Raw genomic sequence first — 20,398 nt, forward strand, 5'->3', positions numbered from 1 at the left:
GTTCCTTCCGGGAAGTGCGGGGTGTGGAAGCTTCTAGAGTTCGAGGAGGGCGTCGAGCTCGGCGCCGAGCTCGGCGACCGACCGGGCCGGCGCCGGCGCGGCCGGGTCCGGTGACGCCTCCGGTTCCGGCTCCGTCCCGGACTCCGCTCGATCGATCCCCATGCGCCTCATCAGCAGCTCCGCGATGTCCGCCGGGGTCGGGTGGTCGAAGGCGAGGCTCGCGGGCAGCGGCACCTCGGCCGCGTTCGCGAGCCTGCGCCGCAGCTCCATGGCCATCAGCGAATCGAGGCCGAGGTCCTTCAGTACGGCCTTGCTCCTGAGCCCTCCGGGGCCGGGCAGCCCGAGGACCACGGCGGCCTCCTCCAGCACCAGCCTGGTGACCGATGCGGCCTGCTCGTCGGGCGCCTTGCCCTCCAGGCGCTTGCGCAGCCCGCCCCCCGCCGGGTCTTCGCCGGCGCGGCGCAGCGCCGGCCGGACCAGTGCCCGCAGCAGCGCCGGGGGTTCGCCTTCCAGCGCCGCGAGGTCGAGCCTGACCGGGACGAGGTTGCCGTCCGGCGAGCGCAGGGCGCGGTCCAGCAGCCGCAGGGCCTTGGCGACGGGCAGCGGTGCGATGCCCTGCCTGCGCAGGCGCCCCAGTTCGGCCTCCGTGAGGTGTGCGGTCATTCCGGAGCCCGCCTGCTCCCACAGCCCCCAGGCCAGACTGGTCCCGCCGCTGCGGGCGGCGAGGGCGTCCAGGTAGGCGTTGGCCGCGGCGTACGCGCCCTGCCCGGCGGAGCCGAGGGTTCCGGAGATGGAGGAGAACAGGACGAACGCCGACAGGCCCAGATCCGCGGTGAGTTCCGCCAGGTGCGCGGCCCCGTCCAGCTTGGGGGCCAGCACCGTGCGCAGGCGCCGCTCGTCGTAGTCGAGCAGCAGGCCGTCGTCGAGTACACCGGCGAGGTGCAGTACCGCCGACCAGTCGTCGGCCGAGGACAGTACGCCGGCCACCTGGCCCTGGTCGGAGACGTCGCAGGCCCGCACCCGGACGGATCGCGCACCGGCTCCGGTCAGTTCCGCGACCAGGCGTCCGGCATCCGGGTGCGCGGGGCCGCTGCGCGAGGTCAGCACCAGGTCGCGGACCCCGTGCTCGGTCACCAGGTGCCGGGCGACCGCCCTGCCGAGTTCGCCGGTGCCGCCGGTGATCAGCACCGTTCCGTCGGCCACCGAGCCGGCGGGGGCCGCGGTAGCGGCGGGTCCGGCCGCACCGGCGGCGCCGGCGGCGCCCGCCGCGGTCAGCCGGGGTGCGAGGAACTCTCCGCCCCTGACGGCGAGTTCCGGCTCGCCGGACACGGACAGTGCCGACAGCAGCGCCGGGGCGTCGATCCGGTCGCAGTCGACGATCCGGATGGCCGCCTCCGGGTGCTCGCGCCGCGCCGCCCGCAGCAGCCCCCACAGGGGGGCCTGGGCGAGGCCGCGCACCCGGTCGCCGGGGCGTGCGGCGATGCTGTCCCGGGTGATCCACACGAGCTCGGCGTCCCTGCGGGGCACCAGCCGGCGCAGCAGGTCCAGCGCGCGTGCGGCCGACTCGTGGGCGGCGGCGACGCCCTCGGCGTGCCCGGTGGCGTCGATGAGGATCCGGCGCGGGCCGTCTCCCGTGACCGTCTCGGACGGCGTCACGCCGAGGGCTTCGGACACCGGGCCGCGGCCCAGCACCCGGACCGGCTCCGCCACCGCGGGCACCTGCGGTACGGGCCGGAAGGCCACGCGGTAGAGGTCGGGGACGGTGAGGGCGGCACGCAGCAGGCCGGCGCTGACCGGGCGCAGCCGCAGGGCGCCGACGTACGCCACCGGCGCCCCGGCGGGGTCGGTGATCACGGCCCGGATCCCGTCGTCGGCGACGTCCACCCGGACGCGGAGCTCGGTGGCTCCCGTGGCGTACAGGCGGACGTCGGTGAACTGGAAGGGGAGCTGGGCCTCCGCGGTGGCCGGGACCACCGCGCGCATCACCTGGAGGGCCGCGTCCAGCAGGGCCGGGTGGACCCCGAAGCCGCCCGGCTCGCCGGACGGCAGCCGGACCACGCCGCAGGCGGTCCCGTGCTGCCCGCGCAGTTCGGCCACGCCGTGGAAGGCGGCGCCGTAGTCGACGCCCTGGGCGGCGAAGCCCTCGTAGAAGCCGGCGAGGTCCACGGTGGGCAGCGCGGGCACCGACCAGTCGGCGGGCTCCGGGCCGAACGCGTCCACCAGCACGCCCTCGGCGTGGGTGCTCCAGGTGCCCGTGCCCTCCGCCTTGCCGTGCAGGGTCACCGGTCGCCGTCCGCCGTCGGCGGGGCCGATCCTGACCTGTACGTGGACCGCGTCCTCCAGCACCATGGGCCGCGACAGGGTCAGCTCGCCGACACCGGCCGCTCCGGCCCGGCCGGCGCCCGCGAGGACCATGTCCAGCAGCGCGGTGCCGGGTACGACGACGGTGCCGAAGACCACGTGGTCGGCCAGCCAGGGCTGGGTCGACGCGGACACCCGGCCGGACAGCACCCAGCCGCCGTCGGCGAGTTCGGTGACCTCGGTCAGCCACGGGTGCCCGGCGCCGGAGCCGTCCGGCCAGAAGCGCCTGCGCTGGAAGGCGTAGGTGGGAAGGCCGACGCGGCGGCGTCCCCCGCCCAGCAGCGGGGCCCAGTCCGGCCCGGCACCCGCGGTGTGCGCCCGGGCGACCGCGAGGGTCAGTGCCTCGGGGCCGGACCGGTCGGCGCGCTGGGCCGGGACCACGACGGCTTCGACGCCGTCGAGGCAGTCCTCGATCATGGCGGCGGGGGTTCCGTCGGGGCCGATGTCGAGGAACCGGGTGACCCCTTCGCCGAGTGCGGTACGGATCGCGTCGGCGAACCGGACCGGCTGCCTCACCTGGCGCACCCAGTGGTCGGGGCCGCAGTCGGTCACGGTCCGGCCGGTCAGGTTCGTCAGCAGTGCGATGCGCGGCGGATGGAAGGTGAGCCCCTCGGCCACACCGCGGAACGCGTCGAGCATGCCGTCCATGTGCGCGGAGTGGAAGGCGTGGGACACGTTGAGCCGCTTGGTGCGGCGTCCGGTGAACCGCCCGGCCACCTCGTCCACGGCGTCGGCGTCACCGGCGATCACCACGGACCGCGGGCCGTTGACCGCGGCGAGGTCCACCCGCGCGGACAGCAGCGGGGTCACCTCGTGCTCGGTGGCCTGGAGGGCGAGCATCACGCCGGTGTCCGGCCGGGCCTGCATCAGCCGGCCGCGGGCGGCGACCAGCGCGCAGGCGTCCTGCAGGGAGAGCACGCCCGCCACGTGTGCGGCGGAGATCTCCCCGACGGAGTGTCCGAGCACCAGGTCCGGGGTGAGGCCCCAGCTCTCGAGGAGCCGGAACACCGCCACCTCGAAGGCGAACAGCGCGGGCTGGGTGAACTCGGTGCGGCGCAGCGCGTCCGGGTCGTCGATGACCTCGGCGAGCGGAAGGCGCAGGTGGCGGTCGAGTCCGGCGGAGATCTCCCGCCACGCGGCGTCGAACACCGGGTACGCCGCGCGCAGATCGGCTCCCATGCCCGGGCGCTGGGTTCCCTGTCCGGCGAAGACAAACGCCGTCCGGCCGTCGTCCGCCGTCCCCTCCACCACGGAGGCCGAGGAGGCCCCGTCGGTGATCGCACGCAGCCCGGCGAGCAGGTCGCCGGTGTCGCGGCCGAGGACGACGGCGCGTTCCCGGAAGGAGGTGCGCGAGGTGGCCAGGGAGAACGCCAGGTCGGCCGGGTCGGTGCCGGGGTGCGTCCCGACCTGGAGGGCGAGCCGGGACGCCTGCTCGCGCAGGGCGTGCGGGGTCCGCGCGGACAGGGTCCAGGGCAGCAGGGCGGGACGGGGGCCGGCCGGCGGTTCGCCGGTTCCGGTCGCCGGTTCCTCGGCGTCGGTGGGCTGTTCGAGGATCAGGTGGGCGTTGGTGCCGCTGATGCCGAACGAGGACACGCCCGCCCGCCGCGGGCCGTCCGCCTCCCAGGCGACCGGGTCGGTGGCCAGCCGGAGGGAGCCCTCCGACCAGTCGACGTGGCGGGAGGGGGTGTCGGCGTGCAGGGTACGGGGCACCGTGCCGTGGTTCATGGCCAGCACCATCTTGATCACGCCGGCCACGCCCGCCGCCGCCTGCGTGTGCCCGATGTTGGACTTCACCGAGCCCAGCCACACCGGCCGGCCGCAGGCCCCGTAGGTGGCCTGGAGCGCGCGTGCCTCGATGGGGTCGCCCAGGGTCGTGCCGGTGCCGTGGGCCTCCACGACGTCCACGTCGGAGGCTTCGAGCCCGGCCGCGGCGAGTGCCTTGCGGATGACCTGCTGCTGGGCCCGGCCGTTGGGCGCGGTGAGCCCGTTGGAGGTGCCGTCCTGGTTGACGGCCGAACCGCGGATCACGGCCAGTACGGGATGCCCGTTGCGCCGCGCGTCGGACAGCTTCTCCAGCAGCAGCAGTCCGCTGCCCTCGGCCAGTGCCGTGCCGGAGGCGCCGTCCGAGAAGGCGCGGCACCGTCCGTGGGGGTCGAGGCCGTGCTGCCGGCTGAACCCGACGAACAGTCTCGGTGTCGCCATCACGGTGGCGCCGCCGGCGACGGCCATCGTGCACTCGCCCCTCGACAGGGCCTGCGCGGCGAGGTGGACGGCGACCAGCGAGGCCGAGCACGCGGTGTCCACCGTGACGGAGGGCCCCTCCAGGCCCAGTGCGTAGGAGACGCGGCCGGAGACCACGCTGGCGGCGCTTCCGGTGAGCCCGAACCCCTCGGAGCCGTGCGGGGTGCCCAGCGAGGCGTAGTCCTGGCCGTTGGTGCCCAGGTAGATCCCGGTGTCGCTGCCCTTCAGCGCGGCCGGTGCGATCCCGGCCCGCTCCAGCAGCTCCCAGGACCCCTCCAGGAGGATCCGCTGCTGCGGGTCCATGGTCAGTGCCTCGCGGGGGCTGATCCCGAAGAACTCCGGGTCGAATTCGGCGGCGGCCACGAAGCCGCCTTCGCGGACGTAGCTCGTACCGGGGTGGTCGGGGTCCGGGTGGTAGAGCGCGGACAGGTCCCAGCCCCGGTCCTCGGGGAACGGGGTGATGGCGTCCCCGCCGTCGGCGAGCAGCCGCCAGAAGCCCTCCGGGTCGCGGACTCCGCCGGGGAACCGGCAGCTCATGGCGACGATCGCGATGGGCTCGGCGGCGTCGGCGTCGGCGTTGGCGGCGGGAGCGGGGGCGGTGGCTGCCGGGGCGGGCTCCGCGGCGGACTCGGCGGCCCCGGCGGGCTCGGCGGGCTCGCCGGCCTCGGCGGCCTCCTGCTCCAGGTACGCGTCGAGGATGTGCGCGGCGACCTGCGCGGGCGTGGGGTGGTCGAAGATCAGCGTGGTGGGCAGCCGCAGTCCGGTCACCGCGCCCAGCCTGTTGCGCAGTTCGACGCCGAGGACCGAGTCGAAGGCGAGTTCCCTGAAGGTCCGCTCGACGTCCACCGCCTCCGGCGCCGCATGGCCGAGCACGAGGGCGGTCTGCGCCCTGACCTCCTCCCGTGCGGCGCGCTTCCGGCCGTCCGCGGGGAGTGCGGCCAGGCGCCGCCGGAACTCGGGCTCCTGCACGGCCGAGGCGTCCAGGCCGTCGGGCAGGTCGGCGAGCAGGGCGCTGGGGCGGGTGGCCGTGAACACCGTACGGAACCGGTCCCAGCGCACGTCCGCCACGGTGACGCAGGCTTCCGCGGAGGCCACGGCCCGGTCCAGGGCCAGCAGGGCCAGATCCGGTGCCATCGCGGGTACGCCGTGGCGGTCGAGGACCTCCTTCACCGGCCCCCGCGCCATCCCGTCCCCGGCCCACGGGCCCCAGGCCACCGAGGTCGCGGGCAGCCCCTGGCCGTGGCGCAGCGCCGCCAGGCCGTCCAGATAGGCGTTGCCGGGCGCGTAGTTGCCCTGGCCGGGGACGCCGACGGTCGCGCCCCACGAGGAGAAGAGCACGAACGCGTCGAGTCCGGGGGCGAGTTCGTGCAGGTTCCACGCACCCTGTGCCTTGACCCGCAGGGCCGCCTCGACCAGGTCGGGGGTGAGGTCCTGGACGAGCGCGTCGTGCAGGGCTCCGGCGGCGTGCACCACCGCGTCGGGCCGGGTCCGCTCGACGAGCCCGCGGACCGCGTCCCGGTCGGCGACGTCGCAGGCGACGATCTCGACGCCGGCCCCGAGCCTTCGCAGGTCGGCGGTGAGGGCCCGCGCCCCCGGGGCGTCCGGCCCGCTCCGGCTGACCAGCACCAGGTGTTCGGCGCCCTGACCGGCCAGCCGGCGCGCGACCTCGGAGCCGAGCGCGCCCGTTCCGCCGGTGATCAGCACCGTCCCCGCGGGGCTCCAGCCGCGGGCCGGTCCCGCGGCGGCGGCGCGGACCAGCCTGCGGCCGTAGGGCACGGAGCCCCGTATCGCGATCTGGTCCTCGCCGTGGTCGCCGGTGAGCAGCCCGGCCAGTACCGCGGGGTCGTACGCGGCGGACAGGTCGACCAGGCCGCCCCAGCGCTCGGAGTGCTCCAGGGCGACGACCCGCCCCAGCCCCCACACCAGGGACCCGTCAGGATCGACCGTCCCGTCCGCGGCCGCGGCCGCGGCCGCGGCCGCGCCCCCGACGACGGCGACGGCGTCACGCGTCACGCACCACAGGGGGGCGCTCACGCCCGCGTCCCCCAGCGCCTGCACGGCGGTCAGGGCCGCCGCGTAGCCCGCGGGAACCCCCGTGTACCCGGCGTACGGCCCGTCCTGACCCGCCGACAGGCAGAGCACGCCGTCGCAGGCCGTGCCGCGCAGCCGGGCGGCGAGCGCACCCCGGTCGAGGCCGGGTTCGAGCTCCATGAGGGTGACGCGCAGGCCCTGCCCGGTCAGCGCCCCGGCCACCGAGCGGGCCCAGGCGTCGCCGGCGGGCGCGAGGGCCAGCCAGTCGCCCGGGCGCACCGCGGGTCCGGGAACCTCCGTCCAGCCGGCCCGGTACTCCCAGCCGTCCACGACGGACTCCGAGGTGCGCCGCCTGCGCCAGGAGGCCAGGGCGGGCAGGACGGGGGCGAGGGCGTCCGGGTCGAGGCCCAGGGTGCGGGCCACCCCGTCGAGGTCCTCGCGGCCCACCGCGTCCCAGAACGGCGCGTCCTCGGTCGGCCCGCCGCCGTCCGCCGCGCCGTCGATCCAGTACCGCTGGTGCCGGAAGGGGTACGTGGGCAGGTCCACGGTGTTCGCCCGCTCGAAGGCGCGGCTCCAGTCGACGTCCACCCCGGCGGCGTACGCCTCGGCCAGGGCCGTCAGGAAGCGGCCGCCCTCCTGCCTGCGCAGCGTTCCGACGGTGCGCACCTCGGCGCTCTCCTCCACGCCCATGGTGAGCACGGGGTGCGGGGTGCACTCGATGAACACGCTGCGGCCCTCGGCGGCCAGTTCGCGCACGCACGCGTCGAGTTCGACCGTGGAGCGCAGGTTCCGGTACCAGTAGGCCGCGTCCAGGGCCGCGGTGTCGGTCCGGCCGACGTCGACGGTGGAGAAGAAGCCGGCCGCCCCGGGGCGCGGCCGGATCCCGGCCAGGTCCGTGAGGATGTCCTCGCGGATGGCCTCCACCTGCGCCGAGTGCGAGGCGTAGTCGACCGGGACCCGCTTGGCGCGGATCCCGGCGGATCCGCAGTGCGCGAGCAGTTCGTCGAGCGCTTGCGGATCGCCGGAGACCACCGTGCTCCGGGGCCCGTTGACGGCCGCCACCGACAGCCGGTCCGGCCACCGCCCGGTCAGCCGCAGCGCGTCGGCCCGCGAGCACACCAGCGAGACCATGCCGCCCCGGCCCGCCAGACCGCGGCGGATGGCCCGGGCCCGCAGCGCCACCACGGCCGCCGCGTCCTCGAGCGACAGCGCGCCGGACACGCAGGCCGCGGCGATCTCGCCCTGCGAGTGGCCGAGCAGCACCTCCGGGTCGACGCCGAAGTGCTTCCACAGCCGGGCCAGGGACACCATCACCGCCCACAGGGCGGGCTGGACGACGTCCACCCGTTCCAGGGCGTCCGCGTCCCCGATCACCTCGGTGAGCTTCCAGTCCACGTACGGTCCCAGCGCCGTCTCGCACTGCGCGAACCGTTCGGCGAACACCGGTGAGGAGTCGAGCAGTTCCGTGGCCATGCCGGCCCACTGCGCGCCCTGTCCGGCGAACATCAGCACCGGGCCGCGGCCGCGGCCGGATCCGACGACCAGGTCCGGCACCTGGGCTCCGGACGCGAGGGCCTCCAGCCCGCGGCTCAGGTCCGCGGTGTCCCGTCCGAGGAGGACGGCCCGGTGCTCGTGGTCGGCGCGCGTCGCGGCCAGGGAGAAGCCGATGTCGGCGGCCGAGAGGCCGGGGTGCGCGGCGAGGTGGGCGCGCAGCCGGCGGGCGCGTTCCCGCAGGGCCTCCTGGGAGCGCGCGGACAGCACCCAGGGGATCCGCGTCGGCGCGGCGGGTTCCCGGACGTCGGCGGGCCGCGCGGGCGGCCCGGCGAGCGCGAGGTGGGCGTTGGTGCCGCCGTAGCCGAAGCTGCTGACTCCGGCCAGGCGCGCTCCCTCGGGCCACGGCTGCCGGTCGGTGACCACGGCCAGCTGCGCCGCGTCGAAGTCGATGTCCGGGTTGGGGCGGCGGAAGTGCAGGCTGGGGGGCAGCTCGCCGTGGAAGAGGGCCAGGGAGGTCTTGAGTACGCCGACCACGCCGGCGGCCGGTTCGAGGTGGCCGAAGTTGGTCTTGGCCGACCCGATCCGCAGCGGCTGCCCGGCCTTCCTGCCGTCGCCGAACACGCTGCCCAGGGCGGCGGCCTCGACCGGGTCGCCCCGGCGGGTCCCCGTGCCGTGGGCTTCCACGTACGACACCAGGCCCGGGGCGGTGCCGGCCTCCCGCCAGGCCGAGCGCAGCACTTCGGCCTGTGTGTCGGCGCCGGGGGTGGCCAGGCCGTCGGTGGTGCCGTCGTTGTTGACGGCGCTGCCGCGGATGACCGCGTAGATCCGGTCGCCGTGCCGCAGGGCGTCGCCGAGCCGGCGCAGGACGACGACGCCGCAGCCTTCGCCCCGTACGTATCCGTTGGCGTCCGCGTCGAAGGCGCGGCACTGCCCGTCGGGGTTCTGCGTGCCGAACTTGGACATCGCGACGGTGGTGTGCGGGTGGAGGATGAGGCTGACTCCGCCCGCCAGCGCCAGGTCCGATTCGCCGGAGCGCAGGCTGCGGACCGCCTGGTGGACGGCGACGAGGGAGGAGCTGCATCCGGTGCCGATGGACATCACGGGGCCGCGCAGGTCGAGGGCGTAGGCGATGCGGGCCGGGATGATCGAGGTGTCCGTGCCGATGGCGGTGTGGGTGCGGATCTCGGCGGCGGACGCTCCGGTGGCCAGGTGGTACTCCTGCCACATGGTGCCGAAGAACACGCCGGTGGCCGTTTCGGCGAGCCGGTCGGTCCGGATCCTGGCGTCCTCGACCGCGGCCCAGGCGACCTCCAGGGCGACGCGCTGCTGCGGGTCCATCTGGGCGGCCTCGGTGGGCGAGATGCCGAAGAACGCGGCGTCGAACCCCGCGACGTCGTCCAGGAACCCGCCCCAGCGGGTCGTCATCCTGCCGGGCGCCGAGGGGTCGACGTCATGCCAGTCATCGGCTCTCCACCGCTGCGGGGGGACCTCGCCGATGGCGTCGATCCCGTCCAGCAGGCCCTGCCAGAGCGCCTCGGGGGAATCGATCCCGCCGGGGAGGCGGCAGCCGAGTCCGATGATGGCAATGTCGTCGGCGTTCATCACGCATCCTCACTTCGGGCAGGTGAAAGGCACGGTGGTCCGCGCCGGCGGTGCCGGGGTCCGGGGCGGGCCGTGGCCGGCCGCCCGGTCCCTACGCGGTCTCGTCGAGGCTGATCGCCTGTGCGGGGCACACCCGCACGCACTCCTCGACGCTGTCCCACAGTTCCTCGGGCGGATGCGGGGTGAGCAGCACGACGGTCCCGTCCACCGGGCTCTGGTCGAACACCAGGGGCTCGGTGAGGGCGCACATGCCCGCGCCGCAGCACTTGTCCGCGTCGACTTCGACTCTCACGGCCGTCACCAGCCGACGGGCAGGCGCCGCACGCCGTACATCGACGACAGGTGGGTCGTCTCGATCTCTTCGGGCGAGGCGGCGAGGTGCAGGCCGGGGAACTCGCGGATCAACTGGCCGAAGGCCACCCGCATTTCGACCCGGGCGAGCTGCTGTCCCACGCACTGGTGCACGCCGTAGCCGAAGCCGAGGTGCCGGCCGGCGCTGCGGGTCAGGTCGAGTGCGTCCGGGTCCTGGAAGGCCTCGCCGTCGCGGTTGGCCGCGGACAGGGCCACGGTCACGACCTCGCCCGCCCGGATCAGCCGGCCCTCCAGCTCGACGTCCTGCACGGCTCCGCGGATGATCCCGAACTGGACGATGCTCAGGTAGCGCAGCATCTCCTCGACCGCGCCGTCGATCAGGGACGGGTCCCGGCGCAGCAGCGCCAGTTGCTCCGGCCGGGAGAGCAGCAGGTACGTGCCGAGTCCCAGCATCTTCGCGGTGGTCTCGTGGCCCGCCGTGAGGACGAGCATCGCCGAACCCGCGGCCTCCTCGTCGTTGAGGTCGGAGGCGGCGACCCGGCTCAGCAGGTCGTCCTGCGGCCGCTCTCGCTTGAGGCGGATCAGCCGGGTCAGGAATTCCGCCATCAATTGGAATGCCTCCACGACCTCGTCCATCGAGCGGTCGTAGTCGAGCATGGTTTCCGAATGCCGCTGGAAGAACGCGTGGTCCTCGTACGGAACGCCCAGCAGCTCGCATATCACCAGCGAGGGAATCGGCAGGGCGAATTCGCGCACGAGATCCGCCGGGGGGCCGATCTCCCGCATCGCGGCTATCCGGTCCGCGGTGATCCGCTCCACCTTCGGTTCCAGGTTCCTGGTCCGCCGTACGGTGAATTCACCGGTGAACAGCTTCCGGAACCGGCTGTGCTCCGGGGGGTCCATGAAGATGAAGACACCCGGCCTCGTCGGCCCCGGGGCGCCCTCCCCCACCGCCATCCGGCGGTGCTCTCCGCGGGAGCTGAACCGGGGGTCGTTCAGGACGGCACGCGCGGCGGCGTACCCGGTGACCAGCCAGCCTTCGGTACCGTCGGGGTAGGCCAGTCTGCTCACCGGGTGCTCGTCCCGCAGCTCGGTCAGCTTCGGGGGCGGGCTGAAGGGGCAGGTGCGCCCGGTGGGGAACGCCACCGGCTGCAGATCGGTCCTGGTCAAGTCGACTCCGTGGTTGTAAGGGCCTGTTCGGCCGGCCCAGGCGGAACCCCTGCTCGGAGGACATCCGGTCACGCCGTGCCGCGGAAATGCAATTCCCTCGGCTTCGGGAAATACCCCGCGGATCGGCGTGACTCGATGATGCCAGACAACCCGGATCTCGATCTGTCCATTCGTGCCGTATGCAGCTTTCTCACGATTGCGGCACAACTGCCCTTCGAGCGACCCCCGAGGATTTCCTGAATACTTCCCGAGGGTTGCTGCGACGGCTCAGCGGTCGCCGAGGCCGGGATTGTTCGTCGCACCGACCAGTACGGCCGAATTACCCGGAGCCTGTACGCCCTCCAGCAGGTCCTGATGGGCCCGGCCGATCTCCTCGAAGGCGTACGTGTGGCCCAGGTGCGGGTCGAGGAGGCCCATGTCGACGAGGCGGGTCACGGCGAGGCACTCGCGCGGATTGGCGAAGTGGGATCCCTGGAGCCGCTTCTGCCTCATCCACAGGTACCTGAGGTCGACGTCCACGTTGAAGCCGGACGTGGCCCCGCAGATCACGATCATGCCGCCCGTACCGCACACGTAGACCGACGTGGGGATGGTGTCGCTGCCGGGATGCTCGAAAACGATCTTGGGAGACGCCTTCTCGCCGAGGATGTCCCAGATCTCCCGCCCGAAGGCCCGAAGGTCCGCGGTCCACCGCTTGTGCGCTTCGGTGCCGGCCTCGGGCACGCGTCCCCAGTGGCTGAACTTGGTCCGGTCGATGACGCCCGCGGCGCCCAGGTCGAGGCAGTACTTGGCCTTCTCCGGTGAGGACACGACGGCGATGGGCCTGCCGCCCATCTGCCGGGTCAGGGAGATGGCCATGGAGCCGAGGCCGCCGGAGCCGCCCCAGATGAGGACTCCGTCCCCGGGCTGCACCGTGTTGGGCGCCCAGCCGTTGAGCTGCCGGTACGCCGTCGCTCCGGTCAGCAGGAACCCGGCGGATTCCGCCCAGCCCAGCCGGGCGGGCCTGGGCAGACACTGGAAGTCGGCCACCAGGGCGAACTGCGCGAAGGAGCCCCAGTTCGATTCGTAGCCCCACGCCTTGAGCGACGCCGCGAGCATGGGATCCACGCCGAGCCGGACATCGGGGTCCTGCTCGTCCCACAGACCGGCCGAGACGATGACCTCCTCCCCGACCTTGACCTGCCGGACGCCCTCTCCGACCTTCCAGACGATCCCGGAGGCATCCGATCCGCCGACGTGGAAGGGCTCCGTGTTGCCCTGCCGCTGACGTGCCGCCACGACGTCCACGGGATGCCCCTTGGCCGCCCAGACGTTGTTGTAGTTGATGCCGGCGGCCATCACGGCGACGAGGACGAACCCGGGCGGCACCTCGGGCGTCTCCACCACCTCCGTACGGAAGGCCGAAGCCGGGGCCCCGTACCGTTCCGGGCGGATGACCGATGCGTACATGGTGCGGGGTACGGTCCCGAGCGGGGGCAGATCGCCCACCTCGTAGAGGGTGCTGGTCGTCAAGGAGTCCACGGTAACCTCCGGTGTCGATGGGTCGGTTGGTCCCTGCGCTCTGTCGGATGCGGCACGGTCAGACACCGGAGGCGTTCGTCACCGGGACGGCCTCGGCGGACACCGCGTTCTCCAGCATGTAGCCCCGCCCCCACACGGTCCGGATGGACAGTTCGATGGGCAGGAGCCGGCGGCGCAGCCGCATGATGTGCAGGTCGAGCGCGTTCCTGTTCAGCGTCAGCGCCTGCAGGGCGAAGCGCTGCACGAACTCGGAGCGGTGCACGACGTCGCCGAAGCGGTCGACGAGCAGCCGCATCAGCTCCGTCTGCGTGCTGGAGACGGTGATGGAGTGGTGACCGAAGCTCAGGGTGCCGGTCGAGTCGAGCGTCGGTACCCGGTTGCTGTCGAAGCGGCTCTGCAAGGCGGTGACCCGGGCTTCGAGGTCGTCCCGGGAGACCGGGGGGCGCACCCAGTCCTCGACCGGGTCGTTGCTGATCGGAGGCTGCGCGCCCGCCTCGACGACGAGCAGGCGCGGCATTCCCTCTTGCCGGCAGCGGGTTCTCAGATCCGCCTGCGCCGGCCAACGGACGAAGACGACGTCGGAATTTCGAACGCCCACGGGCACGTCCTCCCTGTACAACCCACGTACATCCGGTCCGACCCACCGAAACCCATGGACCTCTCGGGACGGACGAGCGCCGGTCGAGTCCGTGGTCACGGGCGGCCCGCCTCAGGTCTGCGGCGCCGCCTCGCGCAGGCTCCGGGGCCGCAGGTCGGTCCAGTTCTCCTCGACGTACGCGATGCTCCGCGCCCGGTCCGCCGGCCCGGCCACGACGCGCCAGCCGTCGGGCACGGCGGCGAACGTGGGCCACAGCGCGTGCTGCTCCTCGTCGTTGACCACCACGTGGAACTCGCCGTCCTCGTCGTCGAACGGGTTCACAGCCATGTGTCCTCCACTGCCTCTACGTCGGTTCGGGGAGTGCGGCGCGGTCGACCGTGCCGTCGGGGGTCAGCGGCAGGTGGGTGAGGACCACGATGTCGTCCGGCACCAGGTGGCCGGGCAGTTCGGCCGCCAGGTCCCGGCGCAGCACCGCCGGCAGCCTCGACGCCCGGCGGGACGCGCCGGGCACGTTGGCGAGCGGCCTGGCCCGGGTGTCCAGGGGCCGGTACACCCCGCCGTAGCGGTGCGTGCCGTCCGCGGGCACGATCACCGCCTCGAACCAGCCGGGCGCCTCGGCGGACCAGGTGCACAGGACGGTGCGGCCGTGCTCCTCGCCCCAGGCCTCCAGCGCGTGCGGGTCGAGGGGTGCGCCCTCCGCCGGGGCGGGGGCCCCGCATTCGGCGGCCTCGCTCATCAGCCTGGCGTTCGGTATCCGGGTCAGCCGCAGGCGGCCGCCGTGCCGGGCCAGCCCGGCCTCCAGGCCGGACAGCTCGTGCACGTCCGCGCCCCAGGTGACGGCGGGGACGTCCGCGAGGTGCGCAGGCCTGCCCGGCCCCTTGTGCAGGACGGCTTCGTAGCGGTGGCGGGTGAGCTCGTTCCCGTCCGGTCCGGGCTTGAGCCGGACGTCCACGGCCACGACGTCGTCGCGGGCGTCGGCCCAGTCGGTGAAGAAGCCCGGATCGAGGTGGAGTTCCGTCTCGCGGAGCAGGGCGCGGCCGACCGCCGCCCGCACGGCGGACGGCTCGTCACCGGGGCGCTGGGCGTGGTGGACGGCGGTCAGCAACTCCCGCAGGGTGCCGAGGTTTCGGACGTCGCCGACGAGGATCCGGCCGCCCGGGGCGAGCCGCCGCAGCGCGACGTCCAGGACGGCCGACAGGTAGGCGGCGTCGGGGAAGTACTGCGCGACCGAGTTGAGGAGGACCGTGTCGAAGTACTCCGCCGGCAGTCCCTCGGCGGCGTCGGCGGGCCGGCAGCGCAGCGTCACCCTGTCCCTCAGCCGCGGGTCCGCGGCGACCTGGGCGCCGAGGCGCTCGATGACCGCTTCGGAGAAGTCGGTGGCCCAGTAGGCCTCGGTCTGCGGGGCCAGCGGCCCGAGCAGGAGCCCGGAGCCCACCCCGATCTCCAGGACCCGGCGCGCCCCCAGGGCGCGCACCCGGTCCACCGCGGACGCGCGCCACTGGCGCATCTGCGGCAGGGGGATGGGCTCGCGGGTGTAGGCGCTGTTCCATCCGGTGAAGTCGTCGCCGATCCCGCCGGTGTCCGGCACGGTGTCGCCGTACATCTCGTCGTAGACCGCACGCCACTTCTCGACGTGCCGGGTCACGTCCGCGTCCGGCACCCCGGGTACGACGTACGCCACCAGGCGCCGCTCCCCGAGCCCGTTCTCGCGGGAGACCACGGCCGCCTGCGCCACGCCGTCCTGTCCGCGGAGCGCGGCCTCGGCCTCGGCCTCGGCCTCCTCGAACGGGCTGGCGGGGCGCTGTCGCGCGTTCGTGAGGGGCGCCATGCTGCTGTTCCCTTCCGGTCTTCGTGCGCGGGGTCGGTCGGGAGCCCACCCTAGGAAGCGGGGCGCCGGGTCATCCGGCCGCCTGACAGATGTGTGCCAGACCCGGCGGGGTACCGGGTACCGGGTACCGGGCGCCGGGCCCGTGGTCAGGCGAGGGCCGCCACCGCCTCGCCGATGGCCGCCGCCAGGTCCGCCGGCCGGCTGGTCGGCAGGTCGTTGCCGCCGGGCAGCGACACGACCCGGAACGGCCCCGTGGTGAGCGCCGACCAGGCCTCGAGCTGGCCGCGTTCGACGGTGTGGTCGTCGCTGCCGTACACGGCCACGGTCGGGACCGCGACGGGCTCGGCGCTGCCGCGCTCGTACAGCTCCAGCTCGTGGGTCTCGACGAGTTCGTAGTCGGCGCGCAGGGCGGGCTCGACGATGTCGAGCAGTTCCTCGTTGCCGAGGAGCTGCGCCGGGAGGTACCCGTCCGCCACGACCTGCCCGAGGAAGTCCGGCCGCGGCAGGGCGAAGGTGGGCTCGCGGCGGACGCTGCCGGGGGCCGGGTTCGAGGAGACGACCAGGGCCCGCACCCGGGCGGGGCCCAAGCGCCGTGCCACCTCGTAGGCGATCGTCGAGCCGGCGCAGTGCCCGTACAGCACCACGGGCCGCCCCTCGGCGTGGCGGAGCAGTTCACCGGCGAGCTTGTCGGCGAGCTCGCTCATGACGGTCTCCGCCGGCTCCTCCAGCCGGGACTCCCGGCCCGGGAGGCGCACCGCGAAGGCGTCGAAGGCGCCGGAGAGCTCGACGCACAGCGGGCGCACCGTGGTCACGCCGGCGCCCGCGTGCGGAAAGGCGTACAGCACGCACCCCTTGGGGCCGTCGTGAGGAACGCCGACGAACCAGGGGCTTTTCATGTGAGTTCCAGTTCCCATGCACGTGAGGATGACCAGTCATCGCGGCCCACGGGCGCCAACCCTGACTGACCTCTGAAAGATCCTCGGACAACACCGGGCCGTCGCGGCGAGACTGGCATCCGGCCGGAGCCCTCGGCCGGGTGAGCGCGAACCCCAGAGCACCGAGAGAGAACGCGGGAGAGATCGGTGAACGACTTCGGATCGGTCGGGGTGGCGAGCCCGGACCTCATCGGCCACGACGGCCCGGACCTCGAACTGCTGCGCGCCCAGGTGCGGATCCAGTGGGCCGACGCGCTGGAGCACGAGGACTTCGGCGACGACGAGGACTTTTTCGAGGCCGGCGGGAACTCGCTGCTGGTCGCCGAGATCATGGCCACGCTCGGCGCGGAGCTCGGCGTGCGCCTGGCCCTGCGGCTCTTCTTCAACCACCCGACGGTGAACGAACTGACCGGCGCGCTGGCGGCCCACGAGGGCCTGCGGGCGCCGGTCGCCCCGGCTGCCCCGACCGCTCCGGTCACTCCGGCCGCACCGGCCCGGTGAGCGCCCGGCCGGTGTCCGTCGCGGACGCCCCCTGGAGCAGGTGGAACGAGACCGCGCGGCCCTTCCGCGACGACGCCACGATCCCCGTCCTGATCGCCGAGGCCGCCCGCCGCCACCCGGACCGCCCGGCGATCGTGACCTCCGACGAGCAGGTCCTCACCCACGGCGAACTGGACCGCCACACCAACCGGCTGGCGCGGCTGCTGCGCGAGCTGGGCCTGGGCCGGGGATCGGCCGTCGGCGTGTACGGCGAGCGCGACGCCTCGGCCCTCATCGGCATGCTCGCGGTGCTCAAGGCCGGCGCCTCCTACGTGCCGCTCGACCCGGCGTGGCCGGACTCCCGGGTGGTCGGGCTGCTCGACCAGCTCGACGTGGCGGCCGTACTGACCGACCGCGCGTCCCTGCCCTCCGTACAGGAGTTCCGGTGGGAGGTGCCTTCGCTGCGCCACGTGCTGTGCCCGGGCATCCCCGAGGAGTTCTCCTGGTCCGCCACCTTCCGGCGCGAGGCCGTCGCGGACCTCTTCGACTACCTGTCCGGCTCCCCCGACCCGCTCGAGGCCGCGGGCTTCAACACCCGCCGCTCGCAACGGCCGTTCACCGTGGACGACCTCCGGGGCTACCAGGAGCACGTGGCGCGGTTCGTACGGGCCGCGACGTCCGCCGAGCGGCCTTCGGTCCTGGAGATCGGGTGCGGATCCGGCCTGGTCGTCGAGGCCCTGGCGCCCCAGGCGTCCCGCTACGTCGCCGTCGACCCCTCGCCGGTGTCCGTGGCCCGGAGCCTGGAGGCCGGGGCCCGCGCCGGGGGCGAGGCCGAAGGCGTGGTGTGCTTCGCGCACGAGGCCGCCGAGCGGGTGAGCGGCCGGTTCGACGTCGTCGTGCTGGCCAGTACGGTGCAGTTCCTGCCGGACCTCGACCACCTGACGGGCGTCCTCGACTCGCTCCTCGGCCTGCTCGCCGACGACGGCGTCATCGTCCTCGCCGACCTCGTCGACCCCGGGCTCGGCGCCCATTCCGGCCTGCGGGTGCCGCCGCGCTACGTCGAGCGCCTGCCCGAACTGCTGCCCGGGGTGGCCCGCGCGGAGGTCCACCGCCGCCCGGCCGGGGAGTTCACCGGCGAACTGGCCGAGCGCTACGACGCCGTCATCCGCGTCGAGCCGTCGCGCGAGCGTGCCGCGGCCTCCGACGACCGTGCCGCGACGCCGCCGCGCGAGCCGCTGTGGACCGGCCATCACATCGGCCTCCGGCCGGCCGGCCCCCTCAGCACCGGTCCGACGGCCGACGACGTCTGCTACACGATCTTCACGTCCGGCTCGACCGGTACGCCCAAGGGGGTCTCCGTCGCCCACCGGTCGGCGGTGAACCTGATCGACTGGGTGAACCGCACCTACGGGGTCGGGCCCGCCGACAAGCTCCTGTTCGTCACGTCCTTCTGCTTCGACCTCTCGGTCTACGACATGTTCGGCGTGCTCGCCGCCGGCGCGACCATCCGGCTGGCGTCGGGCGCCGAACTCGCCGAGCCGGACACCCTGGTGGACCTGCTCGAACGGGAGGCCATCACCATCTGGGACTCGGCTCCCGCCTCGCTGGCCATGATCATGCCCTTCGTCCAGGCCCGCGAGCCCGCCGGCCGCGACACGCTCCGCCTGGCCCTGCTCAGCGGGGACTGGATCCCGGTGCCGCTCCCGGACCAGATCCGTGCCGCGTTCCCGAACGCCGAGGTGGTGTCGTTCGGCGGCGCCACGGAGTGCACCGTCTGGTCCAACGACTACCGGGTGCGGGACGTCGACCCGGCGTGGCCGAGCATCCCGTACGGCAAGCCGATGCAGAACACCCGCTACTACGTGCTCGACAGCGAGCTGCGGCCCTGCCCCCTCGGCAAGGAGGGCGATCTGTACATCGCCGGGACCTGCCTCGCCCTGGGCTACGCGGCGGCCGCCGCCCTCACCGCCGCGAAGTTCCTGCCCGACCCGGGAGCGGTGCGCCCCGGCGAGCGCATGTACCGCACCGGTGACCGCGCCCGCTGGCTGGCCGGCGGCGACCTGGAGTTCCTGGGCCGCCTCGACGACCAGGTCAAGGTGCGCGGTTACCGGATCGAACTGGGCGAGGTGCAGAGCGCCCTCCTCCAGTGCCCGGGCGTCCGGGCCGCGTCCGTCGTGGCGCCGACGGGGCGGGGCGGGCGGTCGCTGGCCGCCTTCTACGTGCCGACGGCCGAGCCGCTTGCGAAGGCCGAGGTCGTACGCGCGCTGCGGACCGTGCTGCCGTCGTACATGGTCCCCGCGCGCGTCATCGCACTGGACGAGCTGCCCCTGACCCGGCAGGGCAAGGTCGACCGGGCGGCGCTCCTGCGCCGGCTGTAGCCCGGGCCGGGCCCCTTCCCGGGCCCGGCCGCGGTCGCGGCCGCACGAGGCGCATCAGACGCTGCGGGCGGTGATGTCGCCGTGGGCGGTGGTCGCCTGGATGTTCAGCTCCGCGGCGCCGTCGGTGTTCTTGAGCGCGTTGCTGATCCGGCCGAGGCCGGTGCCCGCGTCCAGGGAGGCGGACACTCCGCGTGCGGCGCCGACCGACACGTCGCCGGCCTGGGTGCGCAGCACGACCGTGCCGCGCACGGCCTCGGCGATCCGGATGTCGCCCTGGGCGGTGCTGATCTCGGCGGAGCCGCCCAGGCGGCCGACCGTGACGTCGCCGGCGAGGAGCGTGAGGCGGGCGCCCGCGGTCTCGTCGAGCTTGACCGAACCCTGCGCGCTCTCGAAGGTGACGTCTCCGAGCCGTCCGACGCCCCGGAGTTCGGCGTCGGAGCCCTTCGCCTCGACGCGGGATCCGGCGGGCAGCCGGACGGTCACCTCGATGGCTCCGGAGGCGCCGAGGATCTGGTTCTTCGCCGGGGTGTCGATGCGCAGGACTCCGTCGGCGTAGGCGACCTCGGTCTGCTCCGCCGCCTTCACGTCGCGGCCCTTCGAGGCGTCCGCGGGCAGGATTTCCACGGTGGTGTCGGTGCGGTCGGCCGCGATGAACCGGACGCGGCCGGCGGGGATGTCGAGGACGGCGGAGACGGGGGCGGGGGTGTCGAACTTCTGCATGATGCTCTCCTGGCTTCTCGCGTTTGTTTCCGACAACAGAAACGCTACGTAGCCTTTACGTATCGGGCAACGGAGTCGTTGCACAGATAGTCCATCAATGCAGGTCAGAGCATACCAATCGTTGCAATAGGCAGTGTCATCAATGCAACGTCAGCCCCTGGTTCGTTGCATTGAACTGGCAGTGAACGCTACGAGGCCCAGGCGCCCGGCGCGCGGAACGGCTGACAGGACGGGGACGGCAGCCTGCGGGTGCGCGCGGGTGCGGGGCGAGGGGCCTCGTGGCCCTGGCCCAGACGGGCCGTCAGGAGCACGGCGAGCGCGGCGATCTCCTCGGCGGTCGGGTTGCCCCTGGAGATCCGGATCGAGGCCATCGCGAGGGCCAGCGAGGCACCCCCGGCGGCGGCCCCTCCGGCGGGCTCGACGCCGGCCGTGACACCCGCGCCGGCCGCCTCGACCACGCCGGCCGTTCGCTCCGTACGGGCCGCGTCCGCACGGCGCGGATCCGTACGGGGACGCTCGCCCGCGGGGGCGACACGCACCGCAGGGGCGGTCAGCAGCGGACGTTCCTTGACGATGATCATGGGGGAACCCCTTTCGACACGGTCGCACCGGGACGCGCCCTGGTGCCGGACACTCCAGGATCGGCCCAGGCACTAAAGCCGGGCTCGGGTTCCGCACGCAAACGCGTACGGGACCACTCGCAGGCCACTGTCGATCATGGCCGGAA

The 20,398-nt window shown here is 74.0% G+C and carries 12 protein-coding genes; 2 read left to right on the top strand and 10 right to left on the bottom strand.

Features of this window, described 5'->3' with window-relative positions:
• Positions 1 to 33 precede the first annotated feature (33 nt).
• From ACTVZO_RS44350 to ACTVZO_RS44385, 8 genes are all read right to left on the bottom strand, one after another.
• Complete coding sequence (locus ACTVZO_RS44350; RefSeq protein WP_443304286.1) at positions 34 to 9,729, bottom strand: type I polyketide synthase; 9,696 nt, start codon at positions 9,727 to 9,729, stop codon at positions 34 to 36.
• A gap of 91 nt (positions 9,730 to 9,820) precedes the next feature.
• Positions 9,821 to 10,021, bottom strand: a complete 201-nt coding sequence (locus ACTVZO_RS44355; RefSeq protein WP_443304287.1) for a ferredoxin — start codon at positions 10,019 to 10,021, stop codon at positions 9,821 to 9,823.
• 5 nt (positions 10,022 to 10,026) lie between these two features.
• Complete coding sequence (locus ACTVZO_RS44360) at positions 10,027 to 11,211, bottom strand: cytochrome P450 (protein ID WP_443304288.1); 1,185 nt, start codon at positions 11,209 to 11,211, stop codon at positions 10,027 to 10,029.
• 267 nt (positions 11,212 to 11,478) lie between these two features.
• Entirely contained in the window at positions 11,479 to 12,723 is a 1,245-nt protein-coding gene (ccrA, locus tag ACTVZO_RS44365) for a crotonyl-CoA carboxylase/reductase (protein WP_443304289.1), read from the bottom strand.
• Positions 12,724 to 12,790: 67 nt separating this feature from the next.
• The gene (locus ACTVZO_RS44370) at positions 12,791 to 13,249 is read right to left on the bottom strand and encodes a helix-turn-helix domain-containing protein (RefSeq protein ID WP_443304290.1); all 459 of its coding nucleotides are present in this window, start codon (positions 13,247 to 13,249) and stop codon (positions 12,791 to 12,793) included.
• A 192-nt stretch (positions 13,250 to 13,441) separates the two neighbouring features.
• Positions 13,442 to 13,657 carry an MbtH family protein gene (locus tag ACTVZO_RS44375; RefSeq protein WP_443304291.1) on the bottom strand — a complete coding sequence of 72 codons (216 nt, stop codon included), beginning with the start codon at positions 13,655 to 13,657 and terminating at the stop codon, positions 13,442 to 13,444.
• Between the two features lie 16 nt (positions 13,658 to 13,673).
• A complete protein-coding gene (locus tag ACTVZO_RS44380; RefSeq protein ID WP_443304292.1) occupies positions 13,674 to 15,158 on the bottom strand; it encodes a methyltransferase in 1,485 nt (494 codons plus the stop codon).
• Between the two features lie 146 nt (positions 15,159 to 15,304).
• Entirely contained in the window at positions 15,305 to 16,072 is a 768-nt protein-coding gene (locus tag ACTVZO_RS44385; protein ID WP_443304293.1) for a thioesterase II family protein, read from the bottom strand.
• Between the two features lie 168 nt (positions 16,073 to 16,240).
• Here ACTVZO_RS44385 and ACTVZO_RS44390 point away from each other — a divergent pair, with 168 nt between their 5' ends.
• Complete coding sequence (locus ACTVZO_RS44390) at positions 16,241 to 16,594, top strand: acyl carrier protein (RefSeq protein ID WP_443304294.1); 354 nt, start codon at positions 16,241 to 16,243, stop codon at positions 16,592 to 16,594.
• The gene (locus ACTVZO_RS44395; RefSeq protein WP_443304295.1) at positions 16,591 to 18,951 is read left to right on the top strand and encodes an amino acid adenylation domain-containing protein; all 2,361 of its coding nucleotides are present in this window, start codon (positions 16,591 to 16,593) and stop codon (positions 18,949 to 18,951) included. The genes ACTVZO_RS44390 and ACTVZO_RS44395 overlap by 4 nt, the downstream gene beginning before the upstream one ends.
• A gap of 54 nt (positions 18,952 to 19,005) precedes the next feature.
• Here the strand turns inward: ACTVZO_RS44395 and ACTVZO_RS44400 are convergent, their stop codons facing one another.
• Positions 19,006 to 19,671 carry a DUF4097 family beta strand repeat-containing protein gene (locus tag ACTVZO_RS44400; RefSeq protein WP_443304296.1) on the bottom strand — a complete coding sequence of 222 codons (666 nt, stop codon included), beginning with the start codon at positions 19,669 to 19,671 and terminating at the stop codon, positions 19,006 to 19,008.
• Positions 19,672 to 19,859: 188 nt separating this feature from the next.
• Entirely contained in the window at positions 19,860 to 20,252 is a 393-nt protein-coding gene (locus ACTVZO_RS44405) for an acyl-CoA carboxylase epsilon subunit (protein WP_443304297.1), read from the bottom strand.
• Between the last annotated feature and the right edge of the window lie 146 nt (positions 20,253 to 20,398).

Origin of the sequence: Streptomyces sp. IBSNAI002 (genome assembly GCF_052244475.1) — a bacterium.
Classification (GTDB): domain Bacteria; phylum Actinomycetota; class Actinomycetes; order Streptomycetales; family Streptomycetaceae; genus Streptomyces.

Coding starts and splice junctions, on each gene's coding strand:
- ACTVZO_RS44350 (WP_443304286.1), bottom strand. CDS start 9,729: ATGAACGCCGACGACATTGCCATCATCGGACTCGGCTGCCGCCTCCCC.
- ACTVZO_RS44370 (WP_443304290.1), bottom strand. CDS start 13,249: ATGCCGCGCCTGCTCGTCGTCGAGGCGGGCGCGCAGCCTCCGATCAGC.
- ACTVZO_RS44375 (WP_443304291.1), bottom strand. CDS start 13,657: ATGGCTGTGAACCCGTTCGACGACGAGGACGGCGAGTTCCACGTGGTG.
- ACTVZO_RS44380 (WP_443304292.1), bottom strand. CDS start 15,158: ATGGCGCCCCTCACGAACGCGCGACAGCGCCCCGCCAGCCCGTTCGAG.
- ACTVZO_RS44385 (WP_443304293.1), bottom strand. CDS start 16,072: ATGGGAACTGGAACTCACATGAAAAGCCCCTGGTTCGTCGGCGTTCCT.
- ACTVZO_RS44400 (WP_443304296.1), bottom strand. CDS start 19,671: ATGCAGAAGTTCGACACCCCCGCCCCCGTCTCCGCCGTCCTCGACATC.
- ACTVZO_RS44405 (WP_443304297.1), bottom strand. CDS start 20,252: ATGATCATCGTCAAGGAACGTCCGCTGCTGACCGCCCCTGCGGTGCGT.